30 protein-coding genes are annotated in these 26,137 nt (G+C 32.7%); 20 read left to right on the forward strand and 10 right to left on the reverse strand.

Annotated elements, in window-relative coordinates; translation table 11 throughout:
* The 4 genes from GMC_RS0111355 to GMC_RS0111370 all read right to left on the reverse strand — a co-directional run.
* Window positions 1–692 (reverse strand): Brp/Blh family beta-carotene 15,15'-dioxygenase (locus GMC_RS0111355; protein ID WP_010522241.1); only part of this gene is annotated, 692 nt, incomplete at its 3' end.
* Window positions 693–894: 202 nt separating this feature from the next.
* Complete coding sequence (locus GMC_RS22575; RefSeq protein WP_010522242.1) at window positions 895–1,029, reverse strand: hypothetical protein; 135 nt, start codon at window positions 1,027–1,029, stop codon at window positions 895–897.
* 215 nt (window positions 1,030–1,244) lie between these two features.
* Window positions 1,245–2,069 (reverse strand): hypothetical protein, encoded by an 825-nt coding sequence (locus tag GMC_RS0111365; protein ID WP_010522243.1) that lies wholly within the window; start codon window positions 2,067–2,069, stop codon window positions 1,245–1,247.
* Between the two features lie 565 nt (window positions 2,070–2,634).
* Window positions 2,635–3,519, reverse strand: coding sequence for an AraC family transcriptional regulator (locus GMC_RS0111370; protein WP_010522244.1), 885 nt, complete (start codon window positions 3,517–3,519; stop codon window positions 2,635–2,637).
* A gap of 166 nt (window positions 3,520–3,685) precedes the next feature.
* Between GMC_RS0111370 and GMC_RS0111375 the strand changes: the two genes are divergently transcribed.
* Complete coding sequence (locus GMC_RS0111375; RefSeq protein ID WP_010522245.1) at window positions 3,686–4,273, forward strand: T9SS type A sorting domain-containing protein; 588 nt, start codon at window positions 3,686–3,688, stop codon at window positions 4,271–4,273.
* 149 nt (window positions 4,274–4,422) lie between these two features.
* Window positions 4,423–5,490 carry a chorismate synthase gene (gene aroC / locus GMC_RS0111380; protein ID WP_010522246.1) on the forward strand — a complete coding sequence of 356 codons (1,068 nt, stop codon included), beginning with the start codon at window positions 4,423–4,425 and terminating at the stop codon, window positions 5,488–5,490.
* Window positions 5,491–5,696: 206 nt separating this feature from the next.
* Here the strand turns inward: aroC and GMC_RS0111385 are convergent, their stop codons facing one another.
* Window positions 5,697–6,407, reverse strand: a complete 711-nt coding sequence (locus tag GMC_RS0111385) for a LytR/AlgR family response regulator transcription factor (protein ID WP_010522247.1) — start codon at window positions 6,405–6,407, stop codon at window positions 5,697–5,699.
* Between the two features lie 177 nt (window positions 6,408–6,584).
* On the opposite strand from GMC_RS0111385, the gene rpsF reads away from it, so the two are divergent.
* The 4 genes from rpsF to GMC_RS0111405 all read left to right on the forward strand — a co-directional run bounded on the left by rpsF (window position 6,585) and on the right by GMC_RS0111405 (window position 8,320).
* Complete coding sequence (rpsF, locus tag GMC_RS0111390) at window positions 6,585–6,923, forward strand: 30S ribosomal protein S6 (protein ID WP_010522248.1); 339 nt, start codon at window positions 6,585–6,587, stop codon at window positions 6,921–6,923.
* Window positions 6,924–6,925: 2 nt separating this feature from the next.
* Entirely contained in the window at window positions 6,926–7,222 is a 297-nt protein-coding gene (rpsR, locus tag GMC_RS0111395) for a 30S ribosomal protein S18 (RefSeq protein ID WP_010177455.1), read from the forward strand.
* A 12-nt stretch (window positions 7,223–7,234) separates the two neighbouring features.
* The gene (gene rplI, locus GMC_RS0111400; RefSeq protein ID WP_010522249.1) at window positions 7,235–7,687 is read left to right on the forward strand and encodes a 50S ribosomal protein L9; all 453 of its coding nucleotides are present in this window, start codon (window positions 7,235–7,237) and stop codon (window positions 7,685–7,687) included.
* A gap of 147 nt (window positions 7,688–7,834) precedes the next feature.
* Window positions 7,835–8,320: a DUF6495 family protein gene (locus GMC_RS0111405; protein WP_010522250.1), complete on the forward strand. Its 486-nt coding sequence runs from the start codon at window positions 7,835–7,837 to the stop codon at window positions 8,318–8,320.
* A 115-nt stretch (window positions 8,321–8,435) separates the two neighbouring features.
* Here the strand turns inward: GMC_RS0111405 and GMC_RS0111410 are convergent, their stop codons facing one another.
* The 5 genes from GMC_RS0111410 to rlmH all read right to left on the reverse strand — a co-directional run bounded on the left by GMC_RS0111410 (window position 8,436) and on the right by rlmH (window position 11,867).
* On the reverse strand, window positions 8,436–9,296 hold the full coding sequence (locus tag GMC_RS0111410; RefSeq protein WP_010522251.1) for a mechanosensitive ion channel family protein: 861 nt from the start codon (window positions 9,294–9,296) through the stop codon (window positions 8,436–8,438).
* A 113-nt stretch (window positions 9,297–9,409) separates the two neighbouring features.
* Window positions 9,410–9,835, reverse strand: coding sequence for a thiol-disulfide oxidoreductase DCC family protein (locus GMC_RS0111415; RefSeq protein WP_010522252.1), 426 nt, complete (start codon window positions 9,833–9,835; stop codon window positions 9,410–9,412).
* Window positions 9,822–10,709 (reverse strand): hypothetical protein, encoded by an 888-nt coding sequence (locus tag GMC_RS0111420; RefSeq protein ID WP_010522253.1) that lies wholly within the window; start codon window positions 10,707–10,709, stop codon window positions 9,822–9,824. Before GMC_RS0111420 ends, GMC_RS0111415 begins: the two co-directional genes overlap by 14 nt.
* Before the next feature lie 73 nt (window positions 10,710–10,782).
* Window positions 10,783–11,373 (reverse strand): Maf-like protein, encoded by a 591-nt coding sequence (locus tag GMC_RS0111425; RefSeq protein WP_010522254.1) that lies wholly within the window; start codon window positions 11,371–11,373, stop codon window positions 10,783–10,785.
* 20 nt (window positions 11,374–11,393) lie between these two features.
* The gene (gene rlmH, locus GMC_RS0111430) at window positions 11,394–11,867 is read right to left on the reverse strand and encodes a 23S rRNA (pseudouridine(1915)-N(3))-methyltransferase RlmH (protein WP_010522255.1); all 474 of its coding nucleotides are present in this window, start codon (window positions 11,865–11,867) and stop codon (window positions 11,394–11,396) included.
* A 48-nt stretch (window positions 11,868–11,915) separates the two neighbouring features.
* Between rlmH and nadC the strand changes: the two genes are divergently transcribed.
* From nadC to GMC_RS0111500, 14 genes are all read left to right on the forward strand, one after another.
* Entirely contained in the window at window positions 11,916–12,773 is an 858-nt protein-coding gene (gene nadC / locus GMC_RS0111435) for a carboxylating nicotinate-nucleotide diphosphorylase (RefSeq protein ID WP_010522256.1), read from the forward strand.
* Between the two features lie 28 nt (window positions 12,774–12,801).
* Window positions 12,802–13,698 carry a YihY/virulence factor BrkB family protein gene (locus GMC_RS0111440; protein WP_010522257.1) on the forward strand — a complete coding sequence of 299 codons (897 nt, stop codon included), beginning with the start codon at window positions 12,802–12,804 and terminating at the stop codon, window positions 13,696–13,698.
* Between the two features lie 13 nt (window positions 13,699–13,711).
* Window positions 13,712–14,275, forward strand: a complete 564-nt coding sequence (locus GMC_RS0111445) for a chalcone isomerase family protein (RefSeq protein ID WP_010522258.1) — start codon at window positions 13,712–13,714, stop codon at window positions 14,273–14,275.
* Window positions 14,276–14,304: 29 nt separating this feature from the next.
* Complete coding sequence (locus tag GMC_RS0111450; RefSeq protein WP_010522259.1) at window positions 14,305–14,877, forward strand: chalcone isomerase family protein; 573 nt, start codon at window positions 14,305–14,307, stop codon at window positions 14,875–14,877.
* A gap of 649 nt (window positions 14,878–15,526) precedes the next feature.
* Window positions 15,527–17,323: a choice-of-anchor A family protein gene (locus GMC_RS0111455; protein ID WP_157998162.1), complete on the forward strand. Its 1,797-nt coding sequence runs from the start codon at window positions 15,527–15,529 to the stop codon at window positions 17,321–17,323.
* Between the two features lie 166 nt (window positions 17,324–17,489).
* On the forward strand, window positions 17,490–17,747 hold the full coding sequence (locus tag GMC_RS0111460; protein ID WP_010522261.1) for a DUF2061 domain-containing protein: 258 nt from the start codon (window positions 17,490–17,492) through the stop codon (window positions 17,745–17,747).
* A 78-nt stretch (window positions 17,748–17,825) separates the two neighbouring features.
* The gene (locus GMC_RS0111465; protein WP_010522262.1) at window positions 17,826–18,455 is read left to right on the forward strand and encodes a phosphoadenosine phosphosulfate reductase domain-containing protein; all 630 of its coding nucleotides are present in this window, start codon (window positions 17,826–17,828) and stop codon (window positions 18,453–18,455) included.
* Between the two features lie 138 nt (window positions 18,456–18,593).
* Entirely contained in the window at window positions 18,594–19,538 is a 945-nt protein-coding gene (gene cysD, locus GMC_RS0111470; RefSeq protein WP_262482012.1) for a sulfate adenylyltransferase subunit CysD, read from the forward strand.
* A 106-nt stretch (window positions 19,539–19,644) separates the two neighbouring features.
* A complete protein-coding gene (locus tag GMC_RS0111475; RefSeq protein WP_010522264.1) occupies window positions 19,645–20,892 on the forward strand; it encodes a sulfate adenylyltransferase subunit 1 in 1,248 nt (415 codons plus the stop codon).
* Between the two features lie 119 nt (window positions 20,893–21,011).
* Window positions 21,012–23,102: a ferredoxin-like domain-containing protein gene (locus tag GMC_RS0111480; protein WP_010522265.1), complete on the forward strand. Its 2,091-nt coding sequence runs from the start codon at window positions 21,012–21,014 to the stop codon at window positions 23,100–23,102.
* Window positions 23,103–23,107: 5 nt separating this feature from the next.
* Window positions 23,108–23,881: a uroporphyrinogen-III C-methyltransferase gene (cobA, locus tag GMC_RS0111485; protein ID WP_010522266.1), complete on the forward strand. Its 774-nt coding sequence runs from the start codon at window positions 23,108–23,110 to the stop codon at window positions 23,879–23,881.
* Window positions 23,882–23,974: 93 nt separating this feature from the next.
* Window positions 23,975–24,559: a precorrin-2 dehydrogenase/sirohydrochlorin ferrochelatase family protein gene (locus GMC_RS0111490; RefSeq protein WP_010522267.1), complete on the forward strand. Its 585-nt coding sequence runs from the start codon at window positions 23,975–23,977 to the stop codon at window positions 24,557–24,559.
* On the forward strand, window positions 24,559–25,614 hold the full coding sequence (locus GMC_RS0111495; RefSeq protein ID WP_010522268.1) for an NAD(P)/FAD-dependent oxidoreductase: 1,056 nt from the start codon (window positions 24,559–24,561) through the stop codon (window positions 25,612–25,614). The genes GMC_RS0111490 and GMC_RS0111495 overlap by 1 nt, the downstream gene beginning before the upstream one ends.
* 134 nt (window positions 25,615–25,748) lie before the next feature.
* The gene (locus GMC_RS0111500; protein WP_010522269.1) at window positions 25,749–26,066 is read left to right on the forward strand and encodes a 2Fe-2S iron-sulfur cluster-binding protein; all 318 of its coding nucleotides are present in this window, start codon (window positions 25,749–25,751) and stop codon (window positions 26,064–26,066) included.
* Window positions 26,067–26,137: the final 71 nt, after the last annotated feature.

Genomic DNA, 26,137 nt, shown 5'->3' on the forward strand with positions numbered 1-26,137 from the left:
ATAAATAACAAACTGTTTGTTTTGTTCAAAGTTTCAAAATCATTAAGCACCTGTAATCGCAACGAAGATATACTATGCCAAAAAATGAAATAAAAACAAAAGCTACTTAGTAAACTTGTAGTATTGAAAAAAACAATTAAAGTCAGCAAATCGACTTGAAATAATAGCCAATCTCTTAATTTTAATCGATTTAATATAACTAAACGAAACAAATAAATAGATTGCAAAATTGTTAGCACAATAAAAAGTAATTTTAAAGTTAAAATATTATTGGCTGTTGAAACTTGCAAGAAGCGATGTATGATAGCTAAAACCTCTTGCTGATGAAAAAATAACATTGCTCCAATAATTGCCAAGCCGTAAGTGAACCTAAATGCATACGCAGTTTGGTAAAAACCTTTAGTATCGCAGTAAAAATGCTGCTCTCCAAAATGATAGCCACTGAAAATTATGAATAAACTGAGCCCTAATAGCGGGAACATATAAAATAGCACAAAACCAAAACCTGCCAATACTAAATATCTTGCTAATCTAAGTTTTATGGAGTCTACAAATATTGATTGCTCTTTTATATTTAAATACAAATCATTTACTCCATGGAATAATCCTATAGTAAATAATAGACCTACTTGTAAATATGTAAAATCAAACCTTATACTAAAATAATAACATAAGAAATTTACAATGGACACTAAAATTGTTAATAGAGTAAGAAAAAATTACTCTTTCCTTATGCGTTGTAAATTTCTCATGTTATTAAATTTTACTTAATTAACGTGATCTAAAAGACTGCTGTAATCAAATTCATTTGTATAAATTTTGAATAGTATGGTACTTTATATTATGTAAAGTATGATTAAAAAAGTCTAGTAACACCTACTTTAGTAAACACTTTTAGTTAGTACTTGATAATTTTTCATAATCGTAACCTTCTGATTTACTCAAAATTATAGAAACTTTACCCAATAACACTCCGTAAATTACTTTTGAGCTTACATCGGCAATGGTGTATGTAAGTTGCCTTGCCATTACACCAAAAGATAATGTATTTCATACAATATTTTATGATAAAGAACAATTTTTAACGGTAAAGTAAAAAAACCTCGCTTTAAAATTGCGAGGCTTTTTTAGTAAAATTGGGGGAAAAAAGTGTTGTCGTTTTGTAAAATTACTATTATGTATTCATTTGAAAAGCAATTTATAGTAAGTACATTATTAATTTTTTTGTTTGGGAATAAGATAATCTATAACAAGCTGTAATGCTCGGTAACTTCACTTAATAATGTTTCCAAATTTTCAGTGGTAGTAATTACTTTTTCTAATGGCACTTTTGCACCAATAAAATTCTTTCTTTTTTTGTAAAGATTGTCAATTAAATTTTGAATATCTGCTAAGGTATTGTATACTTCAGAAGTATTTAATTCGCTTCCTGCTAAACCAGAAGTCACACTAATTAATTCGTCATATAAATCCAAATAAGTTTGTTTAATAACACCATCATCATCCTTTTTGCCCACTATTTTACTTGCAGCATAGTATAAGCACATTTTTTGTGATCGCATTTTTTGATATTCTATAAAACTATTAGCTTTTGCTTTTACTTTGTCTTTTTTTCTAAAGTAAGTAAGTTGATGCTTTCTTTTTGCTTCTGAAGTTAATACGGATAATACTTTATCACTTATTTCCAGTAAGGATTCAGATTTTTTTAAGAATAATTGAACATTAATATTAGGTTGATCGATCAACATTTTATACCGAAACCAAGACAAACTTTGTTCTCCCAAAACAGATTTAACTTTTAATTCTAGATTTTTGGAATTGAATTGTAGCTTTCTAAAGTTTTTATCAAAAAGCTTTATTGAATTTTCAAGCTCTTTCTGGTATTTATTATCCGACATTTTTGCTAATTGGAGCATTTTTGCCTTTGCAATTTGTTGCGAAAGCACTATTTGCTTTTCCGAAAGTGCTATAGCCTCCTTATAGCTCATATTCCCAAAGTCTTTACTTTGAGAAAAAATACTGGTTATAAATAAGAGACTAATAAATGCTGTGTTAAAAAAAGTTTTCATTTTTAGTTGAGATTAGGGTCATTTAAATTAGATATTTCAAAAGTAAGAAATTAAATAGGTCAAAACCAAATTAATTTGCTTTTAGACCTATTTTTCTTACATTTAATCGATAAAAAGTAGGTTGTTTTAACTTTATTTTTAGATTTTAACAATTTAAACTTACATTTGAAAATTATTATTTAGTTATAAATAGTTGTTTTTCAGGTTGTTAAAATAAACATAATTCAAATTATATCTACTATGTGATCTATTAAATGCTATTTAATTCGATAAAAACCACAAAAAAATGTTTTTTTCTTCATTTGTTTAACTTTTTCAATAGTTTGATCGAATTTATAGGTTTTTTTTGTCGATTAATTTCGCATTTGAACTTAGTTTTTCTAAATTTTCAAAAAGATAGATATTTTTTTTTCAAAATGCATTTTGTGTAGTTTAATTAACTTTATATTAGGGTAGTAGCGGTGTAATGTGTTAAAGTTTAAACAACGATAGTTTTGTAAGATAAATAACATTTTAAATGTATATACGGGGCTGACAAATTTGTGGGGTCAATGTGCAAGTAAATTTATGAGATAGTAAAATTCATGTCTTTCCGGTATTCAGTAGGTGTTTTGCCAGTGTACTTTTTAAATACTTTATTAAAATGCGAAAAATTATTAAAGCCGCACTCAAAACAAATTCCCTGAATACTTTCTTGTTTTTCAGTGAGTAGTTTGGTAGCGTGTACTAGTCTATATTCATTAACAAATTGAGTGAATGTTTTACCGGTTACTTTTTTAAAATTTCGGCAAAAAGCAGGAGGTGTCATATTAACAAAATCTGAAATCTCCTCAATACTGATTTGATTTTTAAAGTTTTTCTGAACATAATTAAAGGTATTGTTGATTCGGCTGTTGTCTTGGGCTTGGGCTTTAAGGGTAAAACCTTCGGCGTTTAATATTTCATATTCCTTAGAAGCTTCAAGTTTGTGTAATATTAGTAGTGAATCTAATATACGTTCAAATGGTGATTTAGTATACATATTTTCGATAATAGCACCAACTTCAATTTTGGTGGCGCCAAAAAAGACTAAACCCTGCTTAGCTCGATTTAATAATGATTTAATGGGTAGCATTTCTGAAACATCAAAAAATTTTTCCCCTAAATATTCAGGTAACATTTGAATTACAGTTTCATTACGGGTTTTTGAAAATCCGTCAGTAAAACCGCAATGAGGTAAATTCGCACCAATACAAATTAAATCTCCGTTTTGGTAGTAGGAAACATGACTGCCTATTTGCCGTTTACCAGAACCTTCGTTTACATAAACGAGTTCAATTTCTGGATGATAATGCCAAATTGGTTGCTTGTTTTTATTTTCAATATTGAATCTTTTGTATATCAATGAGTTGCCTATATCGGGAGCTAAGTGCTCAAAACTAGGCTTGTTATAACTGATCTGTTGTTTCATAGATTTAGTTTGTGAGTTGTGAATGTTAAATTAATAGAATTTGGTTAAAAAAAATACTTTGAGGTTAATATAGCACAAATATAGGTAAATTCTGATAACCTAATGCATTCACTGTCAGGTATATATTTGTAGTATAGGTTATTGTTAATATTTAAAAGACATTCTTATGAAAAAAATGGTAAAATTAGGATTATTAGGAGTAGCATTTGCAGTAGCAACAGTGGCAAATGCAGCGGAAAAAATGAACGTAAAAGTATTAGGTTCAAAAGCACTTAATGTTTCATTATCGGGAGTAGCAGAAGGGGAGTCTCTTTCTATTATTGACAAAAGCGGTATCACATTGTTTACCGAGAAATTAAGTCAAACGGATGTTTTTGAAAAGACTTTTGATTTGACATATTTACCTGAAGGGGTTTATTTTTTGGAATCAAACGAGGATAAAAAAATTAATGTTTCGCCAATATTAATTGCTAATAATAAAGTTTCTTTAATTAGTGGAGGATCCAAAACTTACAATGAACCCAGAATAGCTGTTGAAGGATCTATTGCTAAGGTTATTTTAGATAATGCTACAAATTCAGAGGTGGTTATTACTGTTAAAGATGCAGATGATACAGAGTTATTGAGGTCTAAGGTGCTGACTGATTCAAATATTTATAAAAAACTAGATTTTTCAGCCCTGCCAAAAGGCGTTGCTTATACGATTACTATTAAAGAAGATGATTATTATTTCATAAAAGAAATTAATTTATAGTTAGTCATTATATTTTGATATAAAAAGTCTTCTGAATAGAAGGCTTTTTGTTTTTTATAAACACTCATTTGAAAGTTAAAAGAATTATTATACTATAATTTGATGCTGAAAATAGTTTTATATCCTATTTTTGTAAAAAATTGCAATACATGGCAGGAAACAGTTTTGGAAAAATTTTTAAGTTAGCCACTTTTGGAGAATCTCACGGAGTGGCAATTGGAGGTGTAATAGATGGATGTCCAGCAGGTGTGATCATTGATTTTGATGCAATTCAGGCAGAGTTAGATAGAAGAAAACCTGGGCAATCTGCAATTGTGACTCAGCGAAAAGAACCTGATTCTGTGGAGTTTTTGTCTGGAATTTTTGAAGGAGTAACGACAGGAACTTCAATTGGATTTGTTATTAGAAATGCAAATCAAAAATCTAAAGATTATTCTCATATAAAAGATTCATTTCGTCCTTCGCACGCGGATTATACTTATTATAAAAAATATGGTGATGTTAGGGATTACCGTGGAGGAGGTCGATCCTCAGCTAGGGAAACGGCAACTCGAGTGGTTGCAGGAGCAGTAGCTAAACAAGTACTCAAAGGGTGTACATTTAATGCTTACGTTACTGGTGTGGGGCATATCAAATTGACAACACCTTATCAGGAATTAGATCTTTCTAAAACGGAAGCTAATATCGTGCGGTGTCCTGATCAAGATATGGCTCGGGATATGGAAACTTATATCAAGCAAATTCGTAAAGAAGGAGATACCGTTGGAGGTGTAGTAAGTTGTGTTATTAAAGGGGTGCCTGTAGGTTTAGGAGAACCTGTGTTTGATCGCTTACATGCTGAGCTAGGAAAAGCAATGCTATCTATTAATGCCGTAAAAGGTTTTCAGTACGGTAGTGGTTTTGAAGGAGCTGCGTTAAAAGGAAGTCAACATAATGACTTATTCAATGCTGATGGAACCACCAAAACCAATATGTCCGGAGGTATCCAAGGAGGTATATCCAATGGAATGGATATTTATTTTGATGTAGCTTTTAAACCTGTGGCCACAATAATGCAAGATCAGGACACTATTGACAAAGAAGGAAATATTGTAAAAATGCAAGGTAAAGGAAGGCATGATCCATGTGTGGTTCCTCGTGCTGTGCCAATTGTAGAAGCTATGGCTGCCTTGGTAATTGCTGATTATATGCTCCAAAACAGAGCTAGCCAAATTTAACAGTTAATACATATAGCTGCACTGATAAGCTATTTGGTTTTATAGGTCAAGAAGTTTAAAGCTTTTGTAAAACAAAGAATACATGCTATAAAGATTCATTGGAGTCGATTAGTTTAAAATATTTTAATACAAAAAAGCTCGTAATTAAATTACAAGCTTTTTTGTTATCTGTTGGGGGTTTGTTTATATGTTTTAGTTCTAAAAAATTAGGAGCTTAAAGCTTCACTAAGCGCAGCTTTTTTGTGTCTGCTTACAGGAATTTGTTCCTGATCTATTTCTATATTACGGCTATTGTAGCGTTCCACTTTCTTTAAATTCACAATATAAGATTTATGTACCCTGAGAAAGCGTTCACTTGGTAATTGTGATTCAAATGATTTCATGGTAGCTAAAACTACTACGGGATCACTATTGTCCATGATTAATTTTACGTAATCACCTAAAGCTTCCACATATTTCAAATTATTTAAAAATATCTTACGCTTTTTTAAATTGCTTTTTACAAAAATATAATCTTCGTTTTCAGCGGACTTACTTGTGGCTGCCATTTTTGTTTGACTTAGCGCTTTTTCAACGGCAGCATTAAATCGATCTCTTTTTAAAGGCTTGCGCAAATAATCTATAGCGTCATAGTCAAAAGCTTTAAAAGCATATTTTGTTTTGCCTGTTACAAAAATGGTCTTGGGTTTGTTTTCTAAATCGTCCAATAAATCAAAACCTGTTAAAATGGGCATTTCAATATCTAAAAAGAGTAAATCAACTGGAATGTCCAATAATCCATTTTTTGTTTCAATGGCATTGTTCCACTCTGCCACTAGTTCTAGTGACGAATGCTCTTCTATAAGCTTAACTATAGCAAGGCGTTGTAGCTTTGAATCATCTACAATGGCACACTTTAGAATGGAATTATCTTGCATATCTATTTAATTTGGTATACAATACTAAATAATTAATTTCAATATAGCAAGAAAAAACGTGTTTTGTCGGAAAAATTTGAGTTTTGTCGATGTATATTAATCGATAAAAAGCACTTGTATATTAGTGTAAAAAGCTTACTTTTGCAATCTTAAATTTTAACAAATAAATTTATTTTTATGAATCATTATGAAACTGTTTTCATCTTGAATCCCGTTTTATCTGAAGAACAGATAAAGGAGACAGTTAAGAAGTATGAGGATCTTCTTACTGAAAGTGGAGCAAAGATGGTAGCTAAAGAAGACTGGGGTCTTAAAAAATTAGCGTATCCAATTCAACACAAAAAGAGTGGTTTTTACCATTTATTTGAGTACACTGTGCCAGGTGAAGCAATTAATAAGCTTGAAATTCAATTTAGAAGAGACGAGCGTATTATGCGTTACCTAACTGTAAGCTTAGACAAGCATGCAATTTCTTGGGCGGAAAGAAGAAGAGTTAAACTTAAACAAAAAGCTTAGTTATGGCATCAATTGAACAACAAGCTAAAGGAAAAAAAGATGGAGAGATCAGGTATCTTACTCCATTAAACATTGATACAAATAAGGAAAAGAAATATTGTCGTTTCCAAAAGTCAGGAATTAAGTATGTTGATTACAAAGATCCAGACTGGTTACTAGGTTTTTTGAACGAGCAAGGTAAAATTTTACCAAGACGTTTAACAGGAACATCTTTAAAGTACCAACGTAAAGTGAGTGTTGCGGTAAAAAGAGCTAGACATTTAGCTTTATTACCATACGTAGCTGATTTAATGAAATAATCGACCCAAACAATGGAACTTATATTAAAGAAAGACGTTGAGAATCTAGGATTTGCAGACGATATAGTGGAGGTTAAAAATGGTTACGGTCGTAACTTTTTAATTCCTCAAGGATATGGCATACTTGCCACAGTTTCAGCTAAGAAAGTATTGGCTGAAAATTTAAAGCAACGTGCTTTTAAAGAGCAAAAATTAGTTGATGATGCACAAGCATTAGCCAACAAACTTGCTGGACTTGAAATTAAAATTTCTGCAAAGTCAGGAACTGGTGGTAAATTATTTGGATCTATCACAAATGCCGATGTAGCTGAAGCTTTAGGGAAAGAAGGGATTTCAATTGAAAAGAAATTTATTAACGTTCCTGGAGGAGCAATTAAACGTTTAGGATCTTACGAAGCTCCTGTTCGTTTCCACCGTAACGTAATTGCAAATGCTGCTTTTGAAGTTGTTGCTGACAAAGCATAAGTATTTGAAATAATTTGTAAAAGGCTATCTTATATTAAGATAGCCTTTTTTTATAACGCTATTTTAAAACAAAACATTAAAAAAAACTATTTTTCGCGTGTTTTATAATAAAAAATAGTATTAATCAATTCGCATAAAAATCATAAAATGAAATATGCTCGTTTATCAAAAGAACAATTAGAAGATTTACATCAAGAGTTTATTAATTTTTTAGCCACACAATCCATTACAGCTGATGAGTGGTCCGAAATTAAAAATAATAAACCAGGGGTAGCTGAAGAAGAAATTGATGTTTTTAGTGATATGATCTGGGAAGGTGTTTTAAATAAAGTTGAGTTTTTAGAACATTTTTCAAAAGATCAAATCCATTTATTTTTCCTTACGGAGGAAAAAATGCATTTAATAGCTATTAAGGTGAATAATAAGAGCATTGATTTGTTAACTGACGAAGGTTACAAGTGGTTGCAACAAAATTTGATGGATGATAGTGTAGCGTTTTTTAATGCTACAAAGGAGTATACGGAAGATAAAAATATAGATAAGTTTAAAATTATTGAGCAAGGAGCTAATATTACTAAAGGTGATTTATATAGTTATTTTGCAAAATTATTGGATAAAAAAAAGGATTCCTAAAGTTATTGTGTGTAGATTAGATTGCGTGTCTCGTAACTATTATAACAACAAAAAGCCTCTGTTTTACCGTAGTAAAACAGAGGCTTTTTGTTGTTGATTTGTATTGGAAAAGTGTTTAACTTTTCATAGTTACAATACGTTGCGGAAGTGGAGCCTCGTAATTAGCTTCGCCTAATGCTTCAACAATTTTTTGTCGTGTATCCCAATATACATCCCAGTAATCCTCAGATGTGGAGTAAGGTAAAGCAAGTAATTCAACACCATTTGGCCCTAAATTATTTACAGCTACTCTTGGAGCGGGATCATTCATTACTTTTTCGTCTGTTTTAAGAACGTTCATTACCACTTCTTTGGCTTTTTTTATGTCTGTACCGTATTGAATGGCAAAAGGCATATCAACTCTTAAATGTCCAATTGTGGTTAAGTTGGTTATTGCAGCAGCGGTTATAGATCCATTGGGTATAATTTCGGTTTTATTTTGAAAAGTTTCTAATATGGTAACAAAAACAGAAATTTCCTTTACAAAACCTAGTTTGCCGTTAGTTTCAATTAAGTCACCTACTTTAAAAGGTCTAAAAATAAGAAGCATAACGCCAGCAGCCATATGACCTAATGATCCGTTAAAGGCGCCACCAATAGCTAAACCAACAGCAGCTAATAATGCAGCAAATGTAGCGGTTGGAATGCCGACAATTCCAGCAATGGATATAAATAGCATTACTTTAAGTAAAAAACCAACAAGTGTTAGTAAAAAAGGTTTTAATGTACTATCTACTTTGCTACGGTCAAAAGCTTTCCGAACAGCTTTTAATACCACTTTAATGATCCATAATCCTATGATAAGGGCAACAATACCTCCTACAATTTTAAGTCCGTATTGTGCCACACCCTCTTGTAAAGAGTTGAATAATCCAGTTAACGAATTCACGACCTCATTACTAGTTTCTGTAACATTCTCTGTAATGCTTTCTTGCATAATAATAGTTTTAGTTAAAATTTAAGTACTTTAAATTTGATAAAAACTATCTCATTTTCAGAAGTTCTGTTTTAATTTTGGACAAAAATCAGTTAAAAATCTCAAAAAAATCGTTAAAAGTCTAGAAACAGGCTTTTTATTTCTTTATCAGGAATCATACAGCTTTCTTTTTTTCCAAACCATTTGTACCTGTTTTTTGCAATAAAATCATAAATGGGATCCCTCATTTTTGCTGGAAAAAATAAAAAGACACTCAATAAAGGATATATACCCGAAAGGTGTTTGGCAATTTCTAATGCGGCTGTCGATTTGAAATAGTATGCTTTATTAGGTTCAATGAGAATGATAGAATCTATCACCTTGGGGTCAATATTTCGCTCATTCAACAACTGTTGACCAATCTCACTTTGTAACGAGGCGTAGCGAAACTTACGTTTCTTATCGTGTTTAATCATAAATTGGATAGCACTACTACACAAGTTGCATATTCCATCAAATAAAATGATTTTAGTGTTTTTGGGGAGGCTATTGTAATCCAAGTTCAGTTCTTAAAGTGGTGAATGTATTTGAATTTTGATTCCAGTAAGGGAGTAACTTTGTAGTAATTCGCTTTGCTGTGGTGGGTGGGTAAGGAGTAATTTCCTCGCTCCAGTTTTCAATAATAAATGGAGGGCTATTTTGAAATGTAATTTTTAGGGTTCGTTTTAATTCGGGGTATACTAAACTATATGTGGTTAAATCATTTTCATTTTTAATACTTGCTGTTGCTTTGTAGCTTTTTGTTTTTTTGTGCAAAAGTCTTAAAAATTCAAAAGAAGGGATGCAATTTATTTCCCCTTGCGGGAGAAGTTTAGCACCTTGCAAGCGAATTAAATTCCACAGCTCGTTCTCAAGAGTGTTTTTTTCTAGTTTAAGATTTTGATCACCCTCAGAAGCAAAGTACGAATGTGTTTTTATTTCGAATTCATTTTTGTTATTTAGCTGCATAAAAGTTTGACCGCACCATTCTTGAATACTTGCTGTAATTTTAAGTGCGTGTATACTTTCTCCCTTTAAGGGAAAAAAGGTACTTTGCATAATGCTATAAGGGTATACACCTGTGTTGAATTTTTTAACACTATTTAATTTTAAAACAGGAATATTACTAGGAGAAGCATTGTCAGCTTTTACTTGGATATTAGGTAAAAAGTCCTCCGTTACATAAATTAAAGTTGCGGTACCATCCCTAAGCTCATTGTATCTATTTTGGGATAATTTATAGGTTGATATTTCGGCTTTACCCTGATACCAATAGGTTTTAAAATTTTCAGTGAGTTCAATTGACTTAGGATGCGTTGCATTATTTTCCTGACAACTCATTAAATTGCAGCTTGCTAATAAGCCCAATAAAATATTTTTGCTTGCATTTTTCATTATTAATGTTTTAAAGTTGACAAGTAAGTAATAGTTACAGCTAGAAACTTTTACATTTCAATTTACAATTAGTTTAACGTTTAGTCAATGCAATTAACGTTTCATAAACAATGTGAGTAGGTAGTCCAACAACGTTAAAATAACTCCCTTCAATTTTGTCAATACCAATAAGTCCAATCCATTCTTGAATGCCGTAGGCACCTGCTTTATCTAGGGGATTAAAGGTGTTTACGTAATAATCGATTTCATCAAAAGTTAATTCTTTAAAATGAACCCTAGTTGTATAGTGTTTGGTAATTTGTTCGTTTTTAGTTGTAAAACTAACTGATGAAATTACCTCATGCCAATCATTACTTAAGCTGGCAATCATCAATTTGGCATGTTCCGCAGACTGTGGTTTTCCTAGGGCGTTATGATTGTGCCATACGATGGTGTCGCTGGTAATTAAAATGTCATTGGGCTGTAGTAAGGGTTTAAACGCATTAGCTTTTAATTCGGATAAGTAATTGGTAATTTCTTCAGCTTTTAAATGATCGGGATATACTTCCTCTACGGGTTGTATTTGAATTTGAAAATTAATTTCTAAGTCTTTTAAAAATTGCTGTCTCCTTGGGGATCCCGAAGCGAGTATGATGTTGTGATTTTTTAGTGTTTCCTGAAGCATTTTGTAAGCATTTTTTAAGATTATCGGTGGTGGTAAGGTTCATTTTTTAAAATAGTAAACCCGCGGTAAAGCTGTTCAATAAAAAACAAACGTACCATTTGGTGTGAAAATGTCATTTTAGAGAGCGAAATTTTACCATTAGCTCTATAGTATACCTTTTCGTTAAATCCATACGGACCTCCAATAACAAAAAATAAGTTTTTTATGCCACTATTCATGTGTTTTTGGAGGTGTTTGGAAAAATCGATAGAATTATATTGTTTGCCATTTTCATCTAAAAGAATCAGAGTATCAGCTGTAGTAATTTTTTTTAAAATTAATTCACCTTCTTTATCTTTTTGTTGAGCTTCGCTCAAATTTTTAACCTTTTTTAAATCAGGTATGATTTCAAAGTTAAACTTGATATAAAAACTAAGGCGCTTTTTATAGTCTTCAATTAATTGAATTAAATGAAGATTATCGGTTTTTCCAATAGCTAATAATGTAATTGTCATGAAACAAATTCAGATTACTTTGTACATTAGCAAAAATAATGATACCAAATGATAAGTAAAGCGCAATTTAACAACGAAATCGAATTAATTATAGCAAATGCCATACGCGAGGATGTTGGTGATGGAGACCATAGTTCGTTGGCATGTATTCCGGCTTCAGCAATAGGAAAAGCTAAACTATTAGTTAAAGATAAGGGTATTTTGGCAGGAGTAGCGTTTGCAAAGCAAGTGTGCACTTATGTAGATCCAAACCTTGAAATTGAAGAATTAATTGCTGATGGTAGTCCAGTAAAATATGGTGATATTGCGTTTTATGTAAGTGGGAGTTCATTATCTATTTTAAAAGCTGAACGCTTAATTTTAAACGCCATGCAACGCATGAGTGCCATTGCAACTAAAACCAAATTTTTTGTAGATCTATTGGAAGGTACAACTACAAAAATTTTAGATACCCGAAAAACTACGCCGGGGATACGTGCATTGGAAAAATGGGCGGTAACAATTGGTGGAGGGGAAAATCATCGTTTTGCACTTTATGATATGATTATGCTAAAGGATAATCACATAGATTTTGCTGGCGGAATCACGCAAGCAATTAATCAAACGAAAGCTTATTTGAAGGAAACTGGAAGAGATTTAAAAATTATTGTTGAAGCACGGGATTTAAACGAAATTAAAGAAATTTTAAAATCTGATGGAATTTATCGTATTTTAATTGATAACTTTAATTACAAAGATACACGTGAGGCTGTTCGATTAATTGGAGACAAATGTTTAACCGAATCTAGTGGAGGTATTGATGAGCATACAATTCGTAAATATGCAGATTGCGGTGTAAATTACATTAGTAGTGGCGCTTTAACGCATTCGGTATACAATTTAGATTTAAGTTTAAAAGCAATATAAATTGTCATTCAGTTTAATAAAAAAACTATTGAAAATACCTAGAGTACTTTTATTAACAAAAGTGCTAAAAAAAATTGTGATCCCTGGTTTTGAGGGGCTTTCAATTTTCGATTTGGGGAAAATGTACATCAATGGTATTATTGAAGGTGCTTTTAGTACAAGAGCATCGGCAATTTCTTTTAGTTTATTTACGGCGATTTTTCCTTTTTTGCTGTTTTTATTAAATTTAATTTCAGTAATACCCATTGAGGGTTTTCAGGAAGAGTTTATTGTTTTTATAAATAGTTTGTTGCCTCCAAGGACGTCAGATTTTTTTGATAGTATTATTTATGATATTGCCAACAAACCCAGACCAGGTTTATTATCATCAACATTTGTGCTTTCAATGGTGTTTATGACTAATGGAATTAATGCTGTTTTTTCAGGATTTCAAAATTCTTTTCACACTAAAATTAGTCGTAATTTTTTGAAACAATATGGGGTGGCTTTTTGGGTTGCTATAATTGTGGCATTGTTCTTGATTACAACAGTGTACATTATATTATATTTCACATATTTAGTCACGGCCTACGAGCAGTTTTTTATAGGAGATACGATATTTTGGTTAAAACTAGGAAGGGTAGGAATTTTCATTCTAATGATTTTTACAACTATGGCAACATTATTTTATTTTGGTACTACAGAAGGTAAAAGTACTCGATTTTTTTCGCCAGGAGCTATTTTAACTACGGTTTTGATAATAATAACAACATATTTGTTTGCTTTTTATGTCGATAATTTCTCTCGTTACAACGAGTTGTATGGTTCAATTGGCGCCTTATTGATATTGATGTTCTATATTTGGATTAATGCCAATTTGGTACTTTTAGGATATGAACTTAACGCAAGTTTGCGCAACCTTAAAATGCAAACAATTAATAAATAATAATTAAGAAATTATGAAGAAAATATTTTTTATTTTTATTACTTTAATGATAGCAAATACAGCTATTGGGCAAACTGTTGTTGGTGATGCTACTTTACCAAATACTAAAACTTATCAATCTCACGAATTGGTTTTAAATGGAGCAGGTTTGCGAGAAAAATTGTGGTTTGATTTGTATGCAGCAGGATTATTTTTAAATGAAAAGAATAGTAATGCTTCTGAAATCGTAGCCAATGATCAACCAATGGCAATTCATTTAGTAATATTATCGGGACTATTATCAAAAAAGAAGATGATTGGAGCATTTAGAGATGGTTTTGAAAATACTAATGACGCTGCAACTGTTAAAAAATTAAAACCCCAAATAGACAATTTTATATCTTTTCTTTCGGAAGAAATAGAAGTAAGTGATAGTTATGATATCATTTATACCAAAGAGAAAGGGAATGAATTGTATAAAAATGGAAAATTGTTAGGAGCTATTGAAGGGCTTGAATTTAAAAAAGCGTTATTCAACATTTGGTTATCAAAAAATCCTGTTGATGATGATTTGAAAGATAATTTATTAGGAAATTAAAATTTCATACTCAAAATTAAAATACAAACATGAAACAATTATTATTTTATTTGACATTATTTTTTACAACCGTTATAGTGACTACGGGTTATTCTCAAATTCCTGTGGGAAGAACTGTAATGGAATATGAAGTTGAATACGGAGATACTACGTTGAAAATGAATGGAGCCGGTACAAGATCTTTACTTTTTATTGAGTTGTATTCGGGAGGACTTTATTTGCAAGAAAAAAGTAACGATCCAATTGCTATTGCCTATGATGATGAAACAATGGCTATTCGAATCAAAATAACTTCGAAACTGATTAAAAGAGAAACCATGTTAAGTGCTATTGAAGAAGGTTTTGTGAAAGCTACTGATGGAAAAATAGGACCTTTAAAGGATAGGATAGCTAAAATTAGAGATTACTACGCAAAACCAATAAAAAAAGGAGATCTTTTAGAATTGGTTTATATTAAAGGCAAAGGAATCGTATGTTATATGAATTCAAAAGAGCTTGGTGTAATCGAAGGTCAGGATTTTAAATTTGCACTATTTAAAGTATGGTTAGGGGAAAATCCTGCTAGCGAAAGTTTGAAAAAAGGAATGCTAGGAGACTATTAAAAAAACATAGCAGCTTATATATCGTGTTCTAAATAACAGGTAGAGTGTAAGTTAAAAAAGCATTAAAATTATCATTTAAATCTCGATGAAGCTGATTCATCGAGATTTTTTTTGTCAAAACTTAAGGATCAGTTTGTGTGTTATTCGGAATAATAGGTACGAGTAATTAACACTTAATTAAGCTGGTGATTTTGGATTTTAATTTTAATTTCATTAGTAATTTTATTCAATTTATTTGTAGGTTTTTATGACAATGTATTTTTTTCGATAAAATTTGATTTTATCTAACTTAAAAGAACATATTTGGTGCGATATTGTTAGTGTTATTTGTTTTTAATTATTTAAATATCATTGTTTTGATTTGTTTTTAATATGAGTTTATAGTTCGTGTATACTTTAAATTTAAAGTATAAAATGTTAGTTCTTGTCTCGTAATTTTTGTAAGTAATTTACGTGTTTGGTTTTTGTTAGCTTATTTTTATAGATTTTTTTTGTTTTTTTATCGATTTTTTTGATGTTGATTTTAATAAATTTGCGATTGTTTTTATGATTTGTAAGATTTTAGATCAAACAAAAAAAATCATCGGTTAAAGGCTAAATATTAATTAAAAAACAACTACAAAGAATGTTGAAAACTACAAGATTATTTATGCACAAAAAAAAGTCAGTATTTAAAAATATGACTTTTTGTTTGTCAATGATATTGGTTTTAGGTTTTGCTAGTAGCTTTAGCAAAGCTACCAATCAATCAACACTGCCAAATTATTGTAAAAACCCATTAGAGTATGCTTATGGTTACAATGCCTTTGTGCGTAATGCAACTACAGTGAATGGAGGAGATGCGGAAGGGCCTATGGCTACAGGAGGTGATTTGGTGTTAGATGGTAATTTTACTGTTTCTTCTCATACGGCAGGAAATAATTTTTTTAATGAAGATCAACATGCTACTGCCTTATTGGTTAATGATAAGGTTGTTTATAAGTCTGGAGAAAGTTTTTATGTTAATCATGGATATGTAAAGGTTGGTAGCTTGTTAGGCTCTAAAGTTTTTGATATAGACAGAAATAATGCACAGTCAAACACTCGTATTACCTCTGGTGACTATGAGTCAATACCAAGAGTGCAAGTGCAAAGAATGCAACCTTTAGTGTCTGTGAATAAGAACGACTTAATTGATTTTGATTATGCTTTTTTTGAATTAGAGGAGCAATCAAATAGATTAAGTCAATTACAAGCTAATGTAACAATAAGTAAATACCAAAAAATTAGTTTAGATTTAAACGCGGTTAATGTTTTAAATGTAACGGGTTCAGAGCTAAAATCATTACCATATTTAACTTTTGAAAATCAACCAAATCAAAACACACCATTAGTAATTAATGTAAATGCTTCAGGTGTTTTTGATTGGAATGTATTTAATATGAATGCGGTAGGTGATCATCATGGAGCTTTTATTATTTGGAATTTTTACAATAGCTCTAAAATAATTTTAAGAGGAGGGGGAACTTTAGTTGGGAGTGTTTTAGCGCCGAAATCAATTTTATTTAAAGAATCTTCGGGTAATATCAATGGACAAGTTGTTGCGTTAGAGTATCGTCATAAAGGAGGTGAGTTGCATCAGCATATTTTTGACTCATGTACAGTTCAAGAAACTTGTGAGGTAGTTGTTGTAGATCAGCAAATTTGTGAAGGAGCAACAGCTATATTAACGGCAGTAGGATCGGGAAGTGTGTTGTGGTCAACAGGAGAAACTACAAAATCAATCGAGGTTTCGCCGTTAGAAACTACTACATATAGTGTAACTGTAACAAATGTTGGTTGTAGTGCTACTACGGAAGCAGTAGTAACAGTAATAGATCCAAAAGTTAGTGTGGGTGATGATGTTACTATTTGTTTAGGTGATTCAGTTACAATTACAGCAACAGAAGCCGATTCGTATTTATGGTCTACAGGCGAAACAACTCAAAGCATTACCGTTAGTCCAACTATAAATAATACTTGGTACAAAGTAACGGCTACTATTGGAGGTTGCACAGTTACGGATATGATGGATGTATTTGTGAGAGAATGTGAGCCTGTCGTTGTGGAGCCATCAAAACCAATTTCTCCTATAATTCCAATTGATCCAATCGATGAACCTAGGTTTTCATTTAGAACAACCTTAGATACATCGAATTATGTTACATCGAGTATTATTCAAAATTCGAAAGATTTAACGCTAAGGGTAAGTAAAGGTGATGATCAGTTAGCTTTTGTAGAAAGCTTACAAATTTATGGAGTAAATGGTGTTTTAATTAACGTTATTTCTGAAGATCATATTTTTGAAAATTCAAATGCAGTGAATGTAGATTTGAGTTACTTGAAATCAGAATTAGATCCGGGAGTTTACATAGTAAGATTTATATTGAATGGGTTCAATAGATTTGAAAGGTTTATAATAAATTAGTAAATAGATATATTACCAATAATTTTAATTTAAAAGGCTGTTTGAAAAGACAGCCTTTTTTTTGTATTAAATAGTTGTAGTTTATTTATAATAAATTTATATTTGCATTCATAAAATTAATTCCTACTAATCCGATAGGAATTAAATATTTTACGACAAAACAGGTATGATAACAGAAAAAGTAGCAGGAGCTAATACTACATATGAGCAAGACGTGAGTTCGGAAAAACCGATTCGTAGCGTTGTAAAAGCCATTAGCTGGCGGGTAGTAGGTACGCTTGATACTTTGGTGGTTTCTTACTTAGTTTTGGGTGAAGGTAGGTTGGGAGAAGCTTCAGCAATAGCAGGAGTGGATTTTGTAACCAAAATGATTCTTTATTTCGCGCATGAGCGTGTTTGGAATAAAGTAAAATGGGGAAAGTAGCTTGATGCTGCATTTATAAAATAGTTGTGAAAATAAATTTTGTTGAAAGCTAAAGGCGGACAACTAAAAATTGAAAATATGAGTTTTACACAGGAAGAAATAACAAAATATAACGAAGCGCTTAAAGATAAGTCGCCTTTGGAAATTGTGCAGTGGGCGGTAAGTAAGGCTGAAAAACCAGTAGTAACAACAAATTTTAGACCTTATGAAGCTTCGATATTAGAAGTGTGTGTGGCTGCAAAAGCGGATATGCCTGTGATTTGGTGTGATTCGGGTTATAATACACCAAATACATATCGCCATGCTGAAGCTGTAATTGCGCAATTGAATCTAAATATAGATTTGTATGTGCCTCAACAAACGGTAGCGCACAGGGATGTGGTTATGGGAGTGCCTGGGGTTGATGATCCTAAGCATGCTGAGTTTACAAAGCAAGTGAAATTAGAGCCTTTTGGTAGAGCAATGGAAGCACACAAACCAGATGTTTGGTTTACTAACTTACGTAAAGGGCAAACTGCATTACGTGATTCGTTGGATATATTGAGTTTGGGAGCTAATGGAGTATTAAAAGTAAGTCCTTTTTATAATTATTCTGATGCTGAGTTAGATGTGTATTTAGAGGAAAAAGGATTACCAAATGAACATAAGTATTTTGATCCTACCAAAGTTTTAGGTAATAGAGAGTGTGGATTGCATACAAGTAATTAATAAGTAGTCGATTTATAGTTTTTTTGATAGTCAATTTTTTAGAAAAATGATAATTGAAAACAAAAAATAAAATAGTAAACCTTTTTAGTGAGTGCTATCTTTGCAAACTGAAAAAGGCGATAAATAAATATATTACTGATAGCTGAAAGCCAAAAGCTTAAAGCTGAAAGACAAAATAAAATGAGTAAAGAACTTTCAATAAATCCATTAGAAGCTGAAGCGATACATATTTTTCGTGAGGTAGTTTCTCAGTTCGAAAAGCCAGTATTGTTATTTTCGGGAGGAAAAGATTCTATTACATTGGTGCGTTTGGCGCAAAAAGCCTTCTGGCCAGCAAAAATACCTTTCCCATTGTTACACGTGGATACAGGTCATAATTTCCCTGAAACTATCGAATTTAGAGATCGTTTAGCTAAGGAGTTGGGTGTGGAGCTTATTGTGCGTAATGTGCAAGATGCTATTGATGCAGGTAAAGTGAAGGAAGAAACGGGGAAGTACGCAAGTCGTAATTCCTTACAAACAGTAACCCTTTTAGATGCTTTAGAAGAATTTAAATTTGATGCGGCAATAGGTGGAGCGCGTCGTGATGAAGAAAAGGCACGTGCTAAAGAGCGTATTTTTTCGGTACGTGATGATTTTGGTCAATGGGATGAGAAAAACCAACGTCCAGAATTGTTTGACATGTTGAACGGAAAAATTGATTTAGGTCAAAACGTGCGTGTATTTCCAATTAGTAACTGGACAGAATTGGATGTGTGGAGTTATATAGAGCAAGAAGAAATTGAAATTCCATCAATTTATTTTGCGCATAAACGCAAAACTTTTGTTCGTGATGGAATGATATGGTCTGCGGAAGATGATATTGTGTACCGTGAAGAAGATGAAATTGTAGAAGAACGTTTGGTGCGTTTTCGTACTGTAGGAGATATGTCATGTACCGCAGCAGTACTTTCAGATGCTGTAAGTATCGAAAAAGTAGTAGGTGAGATTAGAGAAAGTACAATTTCAGAACGTGGTGCTCGTATTGATGATAAACGATCCGAAGCTGCGATGGAAACACGTAAGCAACAAGGGTACTTTTAAAATTTTTTAGAAAAATTTTGCTTTTAGCTATAGGCAATTAGCCTTTAGTAAATATTAAAAAAAATCAGCCAAAAGCCAAAAGCTAATGGCTAACAGCCAAAACAAAATGGAAGTATTAAAAATAGCAACAGCAGGAAGTGTCGATGATGGTAAAAGTACCTTAATCGGTCGTATCCTTTATGATACAAAATCATTAACTACAGATAAATTAGAAGCTATTGAAACACGTAGTAAAGCTAATGGCTTTGACTATTTGGATTTTTCATTGGCAACCGATGGTCTAGTAGCAGAGCGTGAGCAAGGGATTACTATTGATGTAGCACATATTTACTTTTCAACAGCAAAAAAGAGTTATATTATAGCTGATACTCCAGGGCATATTGAGTATACACGAAATATGGTTACAGGGGCTTCAACATCTCAAGCGTCTATCATATTAGTGGATGCACGTAATGGTGTTATTGAGCAGACATACCGTCACTTTTTTATCAATAATTTATTGAGAATAAAAGATATTGTAGTGGCTGTAAATAAAATGGACTTGGTAGAATTTTCGGAAGAAAAATTTAATGCCATTAAAGCTGAGTTCGAAAAAATGATAGCTCAAAGTGATTACAAGGATCAAAACATCACTTTTGTACCGATTAGCGCTTTAAAAGGAGATAATGTTGTTTCTACATCAGAAAATACACCTTGGTACAAAGGAGAGTCTATTCTGGATCACTTGGAAAAGTTAGAAGCTCAAGATGTATTTGAAAAAGGACAAGCGCGTTTTCCAGTACAAACGGTTATTCGTCCTAAGAAAGATGAATTTCATGATTTTAGAGGATATGCAGGAAAACTTTATGGAGGCGATTTAGCTGTTGGTGATCAAGTAACAGTATTGCCATCATTAACAAAATCCAAAATTAAAGAGATTTATTTCTTTGATAAAAAGTTTGACAAAGCTGGGCGCGGAAGTTCAATTAATGTAACTTTAGAAGACAATATTAATGTGTCTCGTGGGGATATGATTGTGAAAACTGGAGAAGAGCCAGGAGTTCACAAAACATTAAAAGCTAAAGTATGTTGGATGGATAGTAAAAACCTAGTAGGGGGTACTAAATATTTATTACAACATGGAGTAAATAGAGTGCAAGCCATGGTTACTGGAATTGATAATGTATTAGCTCCGTATTTTTCAGGAGAGGATGCCTCGGCAGATGCCTTAGCGCTAAATCAAATAGGTGAAGTAAACATTAAGTTAGCAAAGCCTGTTTTTTATGATAAGTACGCAGAAAATAAAACCAATGGATCATTCATATTAATTGATCCACAAACAAACCACACGGCAGGAGTAGGGTTTATACAGTAGTCGTCAGCCTTTGGCTGAAGTACTAAGTAGTGAGTACAAAGTATTAAGTTTTAAAGTGTTTGTTAAAGTTGTAACATCGAACGGACAACTAACAACAGACAACTAACAACCAAATTAAGATGCAAAGTTTTAGAACCGAAATAGAGAATCCAATTGTTGAAAAAGACATTATCGAATTAGCTGATAAAATCCAGATGTTTCACAATGGAAAAATTGATGAAGAAAAGTTTCGTAGTTTACGTTTAGCACGTGGTGTATACGGGCAACGTCAGGAAGGCGTTCAAATGATTCGTATCAAATTACCTTATGGTAAAGTACGATCAAATCAATTACGTCGTATTTGTGCCGTGTCCGATGAGTATTCTCGTGGGCGTTTACATATAACTACGCGTCAGGATATTCAAATTCACTATGTGGATTTAAATCGTACGCCAGAACTTTGGGCAGAGCTTGAAAAAGATGAAGTTACTTTGCGTGAAGCTTGTGGTAATGTGGTGCGTAACGTTACAGCTTCGGAAACAGCTGGTTTTGATGTAAATGAGCCGTTTGATGTACAGCCTTATGCGCATGCTATATTTGAAGAGTTTTTACGTAATCCTATCTGTCAAGAAATGGGGCGTAAGTTCAAAGTTTCTTTTTCTTCAACTGATGAAGATACAGGATTGTCTTATTTGCATGATATCGGTTTTATAGCAAAAATAGAAAATGGAGTACGTGGATTTAAAGTGATGGTTGCTGGAGGATTAGGTTCTCAACCGCACCTTGCAGAAACCTTGTATGACTTTTTAGCAGCAGAAGAGATTATTCCTGCAATGAATGCTATTTTACGTGTGTTTGACCGTTTTGGTGAGCGTAAGAGTAGAGCTAAAGCCCGAATGAAATTCTTAATGGCAAAAATTGGTTTGGATGCCTTTAAAGAACTAGTAGATGAACAACGTATTGCGGTTCCTTATACTTCTGTAGTTATTGATGCAGATGCATATCCAGAGCCTGTAATTGCTGAAGTTTCTGAAATTCCTTCAGTGGAAATTAAGGATCAAAAAGCATTTGCACAATGGAAAGCAACTAATTTAATTCCGCAAAAGCAAACAGGTTATGTAGCTATTGGAATAAAAGTATTGTTAGGAGATTTTTATACAGATAAAGCACGTTTATTAGCGGATTTGGTGGATAAGTATGCTGCAGGCGAAATTCGTTTGACTTTACGTCAGAATATAGTGATCCCTCATGTTAAGGAAGAATTAATTGAGGTAGTATACGCAGAATTAGAAAAACTTGGTTTTGTTGATGCTGGATATAATAAAGCAGTAGATATTACGGCTTGTCCAGGTACAGATACCTGTAACTTAGGTATAGCTAGTAGTACAGGGATTGCCGAAGAATTAGAAAAAGTAATTGCGGCCGAATTTCCACAGTATTTGAATAATGAAGATGTGGTGATTAAGATTAGTGGTTGTATGAATGCTTGTGGTCAACACAATATGGCAAATATTGGTTTCCAAGGAATGACCATTCGTACTAAAGATAAAAAAGTAGCACCTGCATTACAAGTATTACTTGGAGGAGGTAACTTTGGAAATGGAGAAGCACGTTTTGCTGATAAGGTAGTAAAAATACCAAGTAGACGTGGACCTGAAGCTTTACGTAGAATCTTAAATGATTTTGATGCTAATGGAAATGATAAAAAATTTGAAGCGTATTATGCAGAAAAAGGAGAGCGTTATTTCTATGATTTGTTAACTGATTTGTCTGAAGCAACGAGCTTACCAGCGGAATATTTTATTGACTGGGGTACTAATGAGGAGTATGTTAAGGCAATTGGTGTTGGTGAGTGTGCTGGTGTAGTAATTGATTTAATTGAAACATTATTCTTAGAAAGTGAAGAGAAAATAGCCAATGCTAAAATTTCTTTTGATAATGGAGTGTATAGTGATGCTATTTATCATGCTTACAGTTCTCAGATTAATTCTGCAAAAGCAATTTTGTTAGCTGAAAATAAAAAGACAAATACACAGGCAGATATAGTGGCAGGGTTTGATAAAGAATTTGTGGAAACAGGTATAATCAAATTAGAAGGTGCATTTGCAGATAGTGTGTATGCAATTAATAAAAACGCGCCAACAAAAGATTTTGCAACGGATTATATTGCTGTGGCAGAAACATTTTTGGCAGCAGTACGTAAATTTAGAGCAGCAACGCAAAATGCATAAGTATATTGAGTAATAGTATTGAACATAAAGGAAAAGGAAAGTTAACCGTAGTTGGGGCAGGACCTGGTGATGTGGAGTTGATTACCTTGAAAGCAATAAAAGCATTAAAATCGGCTGATGCGGTATTGTATGATGCTTTAGTAAATCCTGAATTACTGGAATACTGCGATAGCGCAGATCTTTTATATGTAGGTAAACGTAAGGGGTGCTATGCTTTTCAACAAGAGCAAATCAATGAGTTAATTGTTCAGTATGGGAAAAGCCATGGGCATGTAGTACGCTTAAAAGGTGGTGATCCGTTTATTTTTGGTCGTGGCGCCGAAGAAATGGAATATGCTGCAAAACAAGGAATGGAAGTAGCGATGGTGCCAGGATTATCATCATCAGTTTCAGTACCAGCAATGCAAAATATTCCAGTAACAAAACGCGGAAGTGCCGAAAGTTTTTGGGTGATCACAGCGACAACCAAGGAGCATAAGCTATCAAAAGATATACTTACTGCCGCAAAAAGTAATGCTACGGTAGTGATTTTAATGGGGATGCATAAATTAGGTCAGATTACCGAAGTTTTTGCAAATGAAGGAAAATTAGAAACACCGGTAGCAATCATACAAAATGGAACACGTGCCACAGAAAAAGTGGCTATTGCAACTATTGCTACTATTGAAGAGGCAGTAAAAAAGCAAGAGTTAGCGTCGCCAGCAATTATTGTAATAGGTGAGGTGGTAAATCATAGGACGTCGCTTTTGGGAATGCAACAAAAGTTAAATGAAGTATAATGTGAGCTATTGGTTATTAGCAATAGGCTTTTAGCTTTTTAATTTGTAAAAAAGAAAGCCAATTGCCATGAGCTAAAGGCAAACAGCAAAAAGATGGAAAGAAATAATTTATATCCAGTTTTTCTAAAAACAAAAAACCTAAATGTCCTAATAGTAGGAGGGGGAAATGTTGCGGAAGAAAAACTACATTTCTTGACCAAATCAAGTCCTAATGCTAAGGTGTTGTTAGTAGCACCAATGTTTAGAGAAGGGACAATTGCCTTAGCAAATAAGTTTTGTGCTACCATGGTAACCGATGTGTATCATGAAAAGTATTTAGAAGGTAGACATATGGTTATTGCAACTACAGAAAAACCAGAAGTAAATGTGCAGGTTTGGAAGGATTGCAGGGCACAAGCAAAATTAGTTAATGTAGCAGATAACCCTCCATATTGTGATTTTTACATGGGAGGCATTGTTACAAAAGGAAATGTAAAAGTGGCTATTTCGACAAACGGAAAGTCACCAACAACAGCCAAGCGTTTACGTCAATTTTTTGAGGAAGTTATTCCAGAAAATGTAGACGATTTGGTAAAAAATTTGAACGAGTACAGAAAAACCATTAAAGGTGATTTTGAGGAGAAGGTAGAAACTCTGAATGAATTTACTAAAGGATTAATAGCAAAAAAAGAGAAGTAATGATAAAAACTGATATTCTTATTATCGGAGCAGGACCAACAGGATTGTTTTGTGTTTTTGAAGCAGGTTTATTAAAATTAAAAACGCACCTTATTGATGCATTACCACAGCCAGGTGGACAATGTTCAGAGATATATCCGAAAAAGCCCATTTATGATATTCCTGGTTTTCCAGAAGTATTGGCAGGGGATTTGGTAGATAACCTAATGGAGCAGATCAAACCTTTTGAGCCTGGATTTACTTTAGGAGATCGTGCCGAAACTATTGAAACTTTAGATGATGGTACATTTGTAGTTACTACAAAACGAGGTGTAAAACACAATGCTCCTGTAGTTGCTATTGCAGGTGGATTAGGTTCTTTTGAGCCACGTAAGCCGCCTATTCCTGGAATTGAAGGATTTGAAGATAAAGGCGTTTCTTACATTATTCGTGATCCAGAGGTATACCGTAATAAAAAAATGGTTATTGCTGGAGGTGGGGATTCAGCCTTAGACTGGTCTATATTTTTAGCTGATGTTGCCGACGAGGTTACTTTAGTACACCGTAGAAAGGAATTTCGTGGAGCTTTAGATTCGGTTGAAAAAGTAGAAGAACTTTCAAAAGCAGGAAAGATAAATTTAATTACTGATGCTGAGGTAAAAGAGCTTTTTGGAGAAGGAGAATTATCTGGTGTAGGGATAAAGCACAAAGAAAAAGGGGATATTAAATTAGATGTCGATAATTTTATACCACTATTTGGATTGTCTCCAAAGTTAGGACCAATTGGTAATTGGGGATTAGAGATTGAGAAGAATGCTATTAAAGTGGATAATTCATACGATTACCAAACTAATATTCCTGGAATTTATGCAATTGGAGATGTAAATACGTATAAAGGGAAATTGAAATTAATTCTTTCTGGTTTTCATGAAGCTGCCATTATGTGTCAGAGTGCTTATCAAAGAATATTTCCAGATAAAAAATATGTAATGAAGTATACCACTGTTGGTGGCGTTACAGGTTTTGATGGAAGTAAGAAAGAAGCGAAAAAAGAAGTAGTAAAAGCTATTGGATAATTTTTGTTGTCAGTTTCTAGTTATCAGTTGTTAGTTTAATAATTGGATAACTTCACAAACTTGACTTAAATTAAAATATGAATATTTAGTTGTTTTCATTTTAGGTGTATAACAACTAACAACTAACAACTAGTATGTCAGACGTTACAATAAAAATCACTGATAGGGAAGGTGAAGTACACGAAGTACAAGCGCCAACCGATATGGCAATGAACTTAATGGAGGTTTGTAAAGCTTATGAATTACCAGTTGAGGGTACGTGTGGAGGAATGGCTATGTGTGCATCTTGCCAATGTTATATAACTTCGGATACACCGTTACCAGAAATGGGTTATGATGAGGATATGATGCTAGCAGAAGCTTTTCATGTAGAAGATAATTCGCGTTTAGGATGTCAAATTCCAATAACTCCTGAATTGGATGGTTTGGAAGTAACTTTAGCTCCAGAGTAAATGTGTCAATAATAAATAGAACATAAAAAACCGCTAATAGCGGTTTTATTGTTGTGTGCCGTGCATGGTAA

This window comes from Aquimarina agarivorans (assembly GCF_000218485.1).
In the GTDB taxonomy this organism is placed as follows: Bacteria; Bacteroidota; Bacteroidia; order Flavobacteriales; family Flavobacteriaceae; genus Aquimarina; species Aquimarina agarivorans.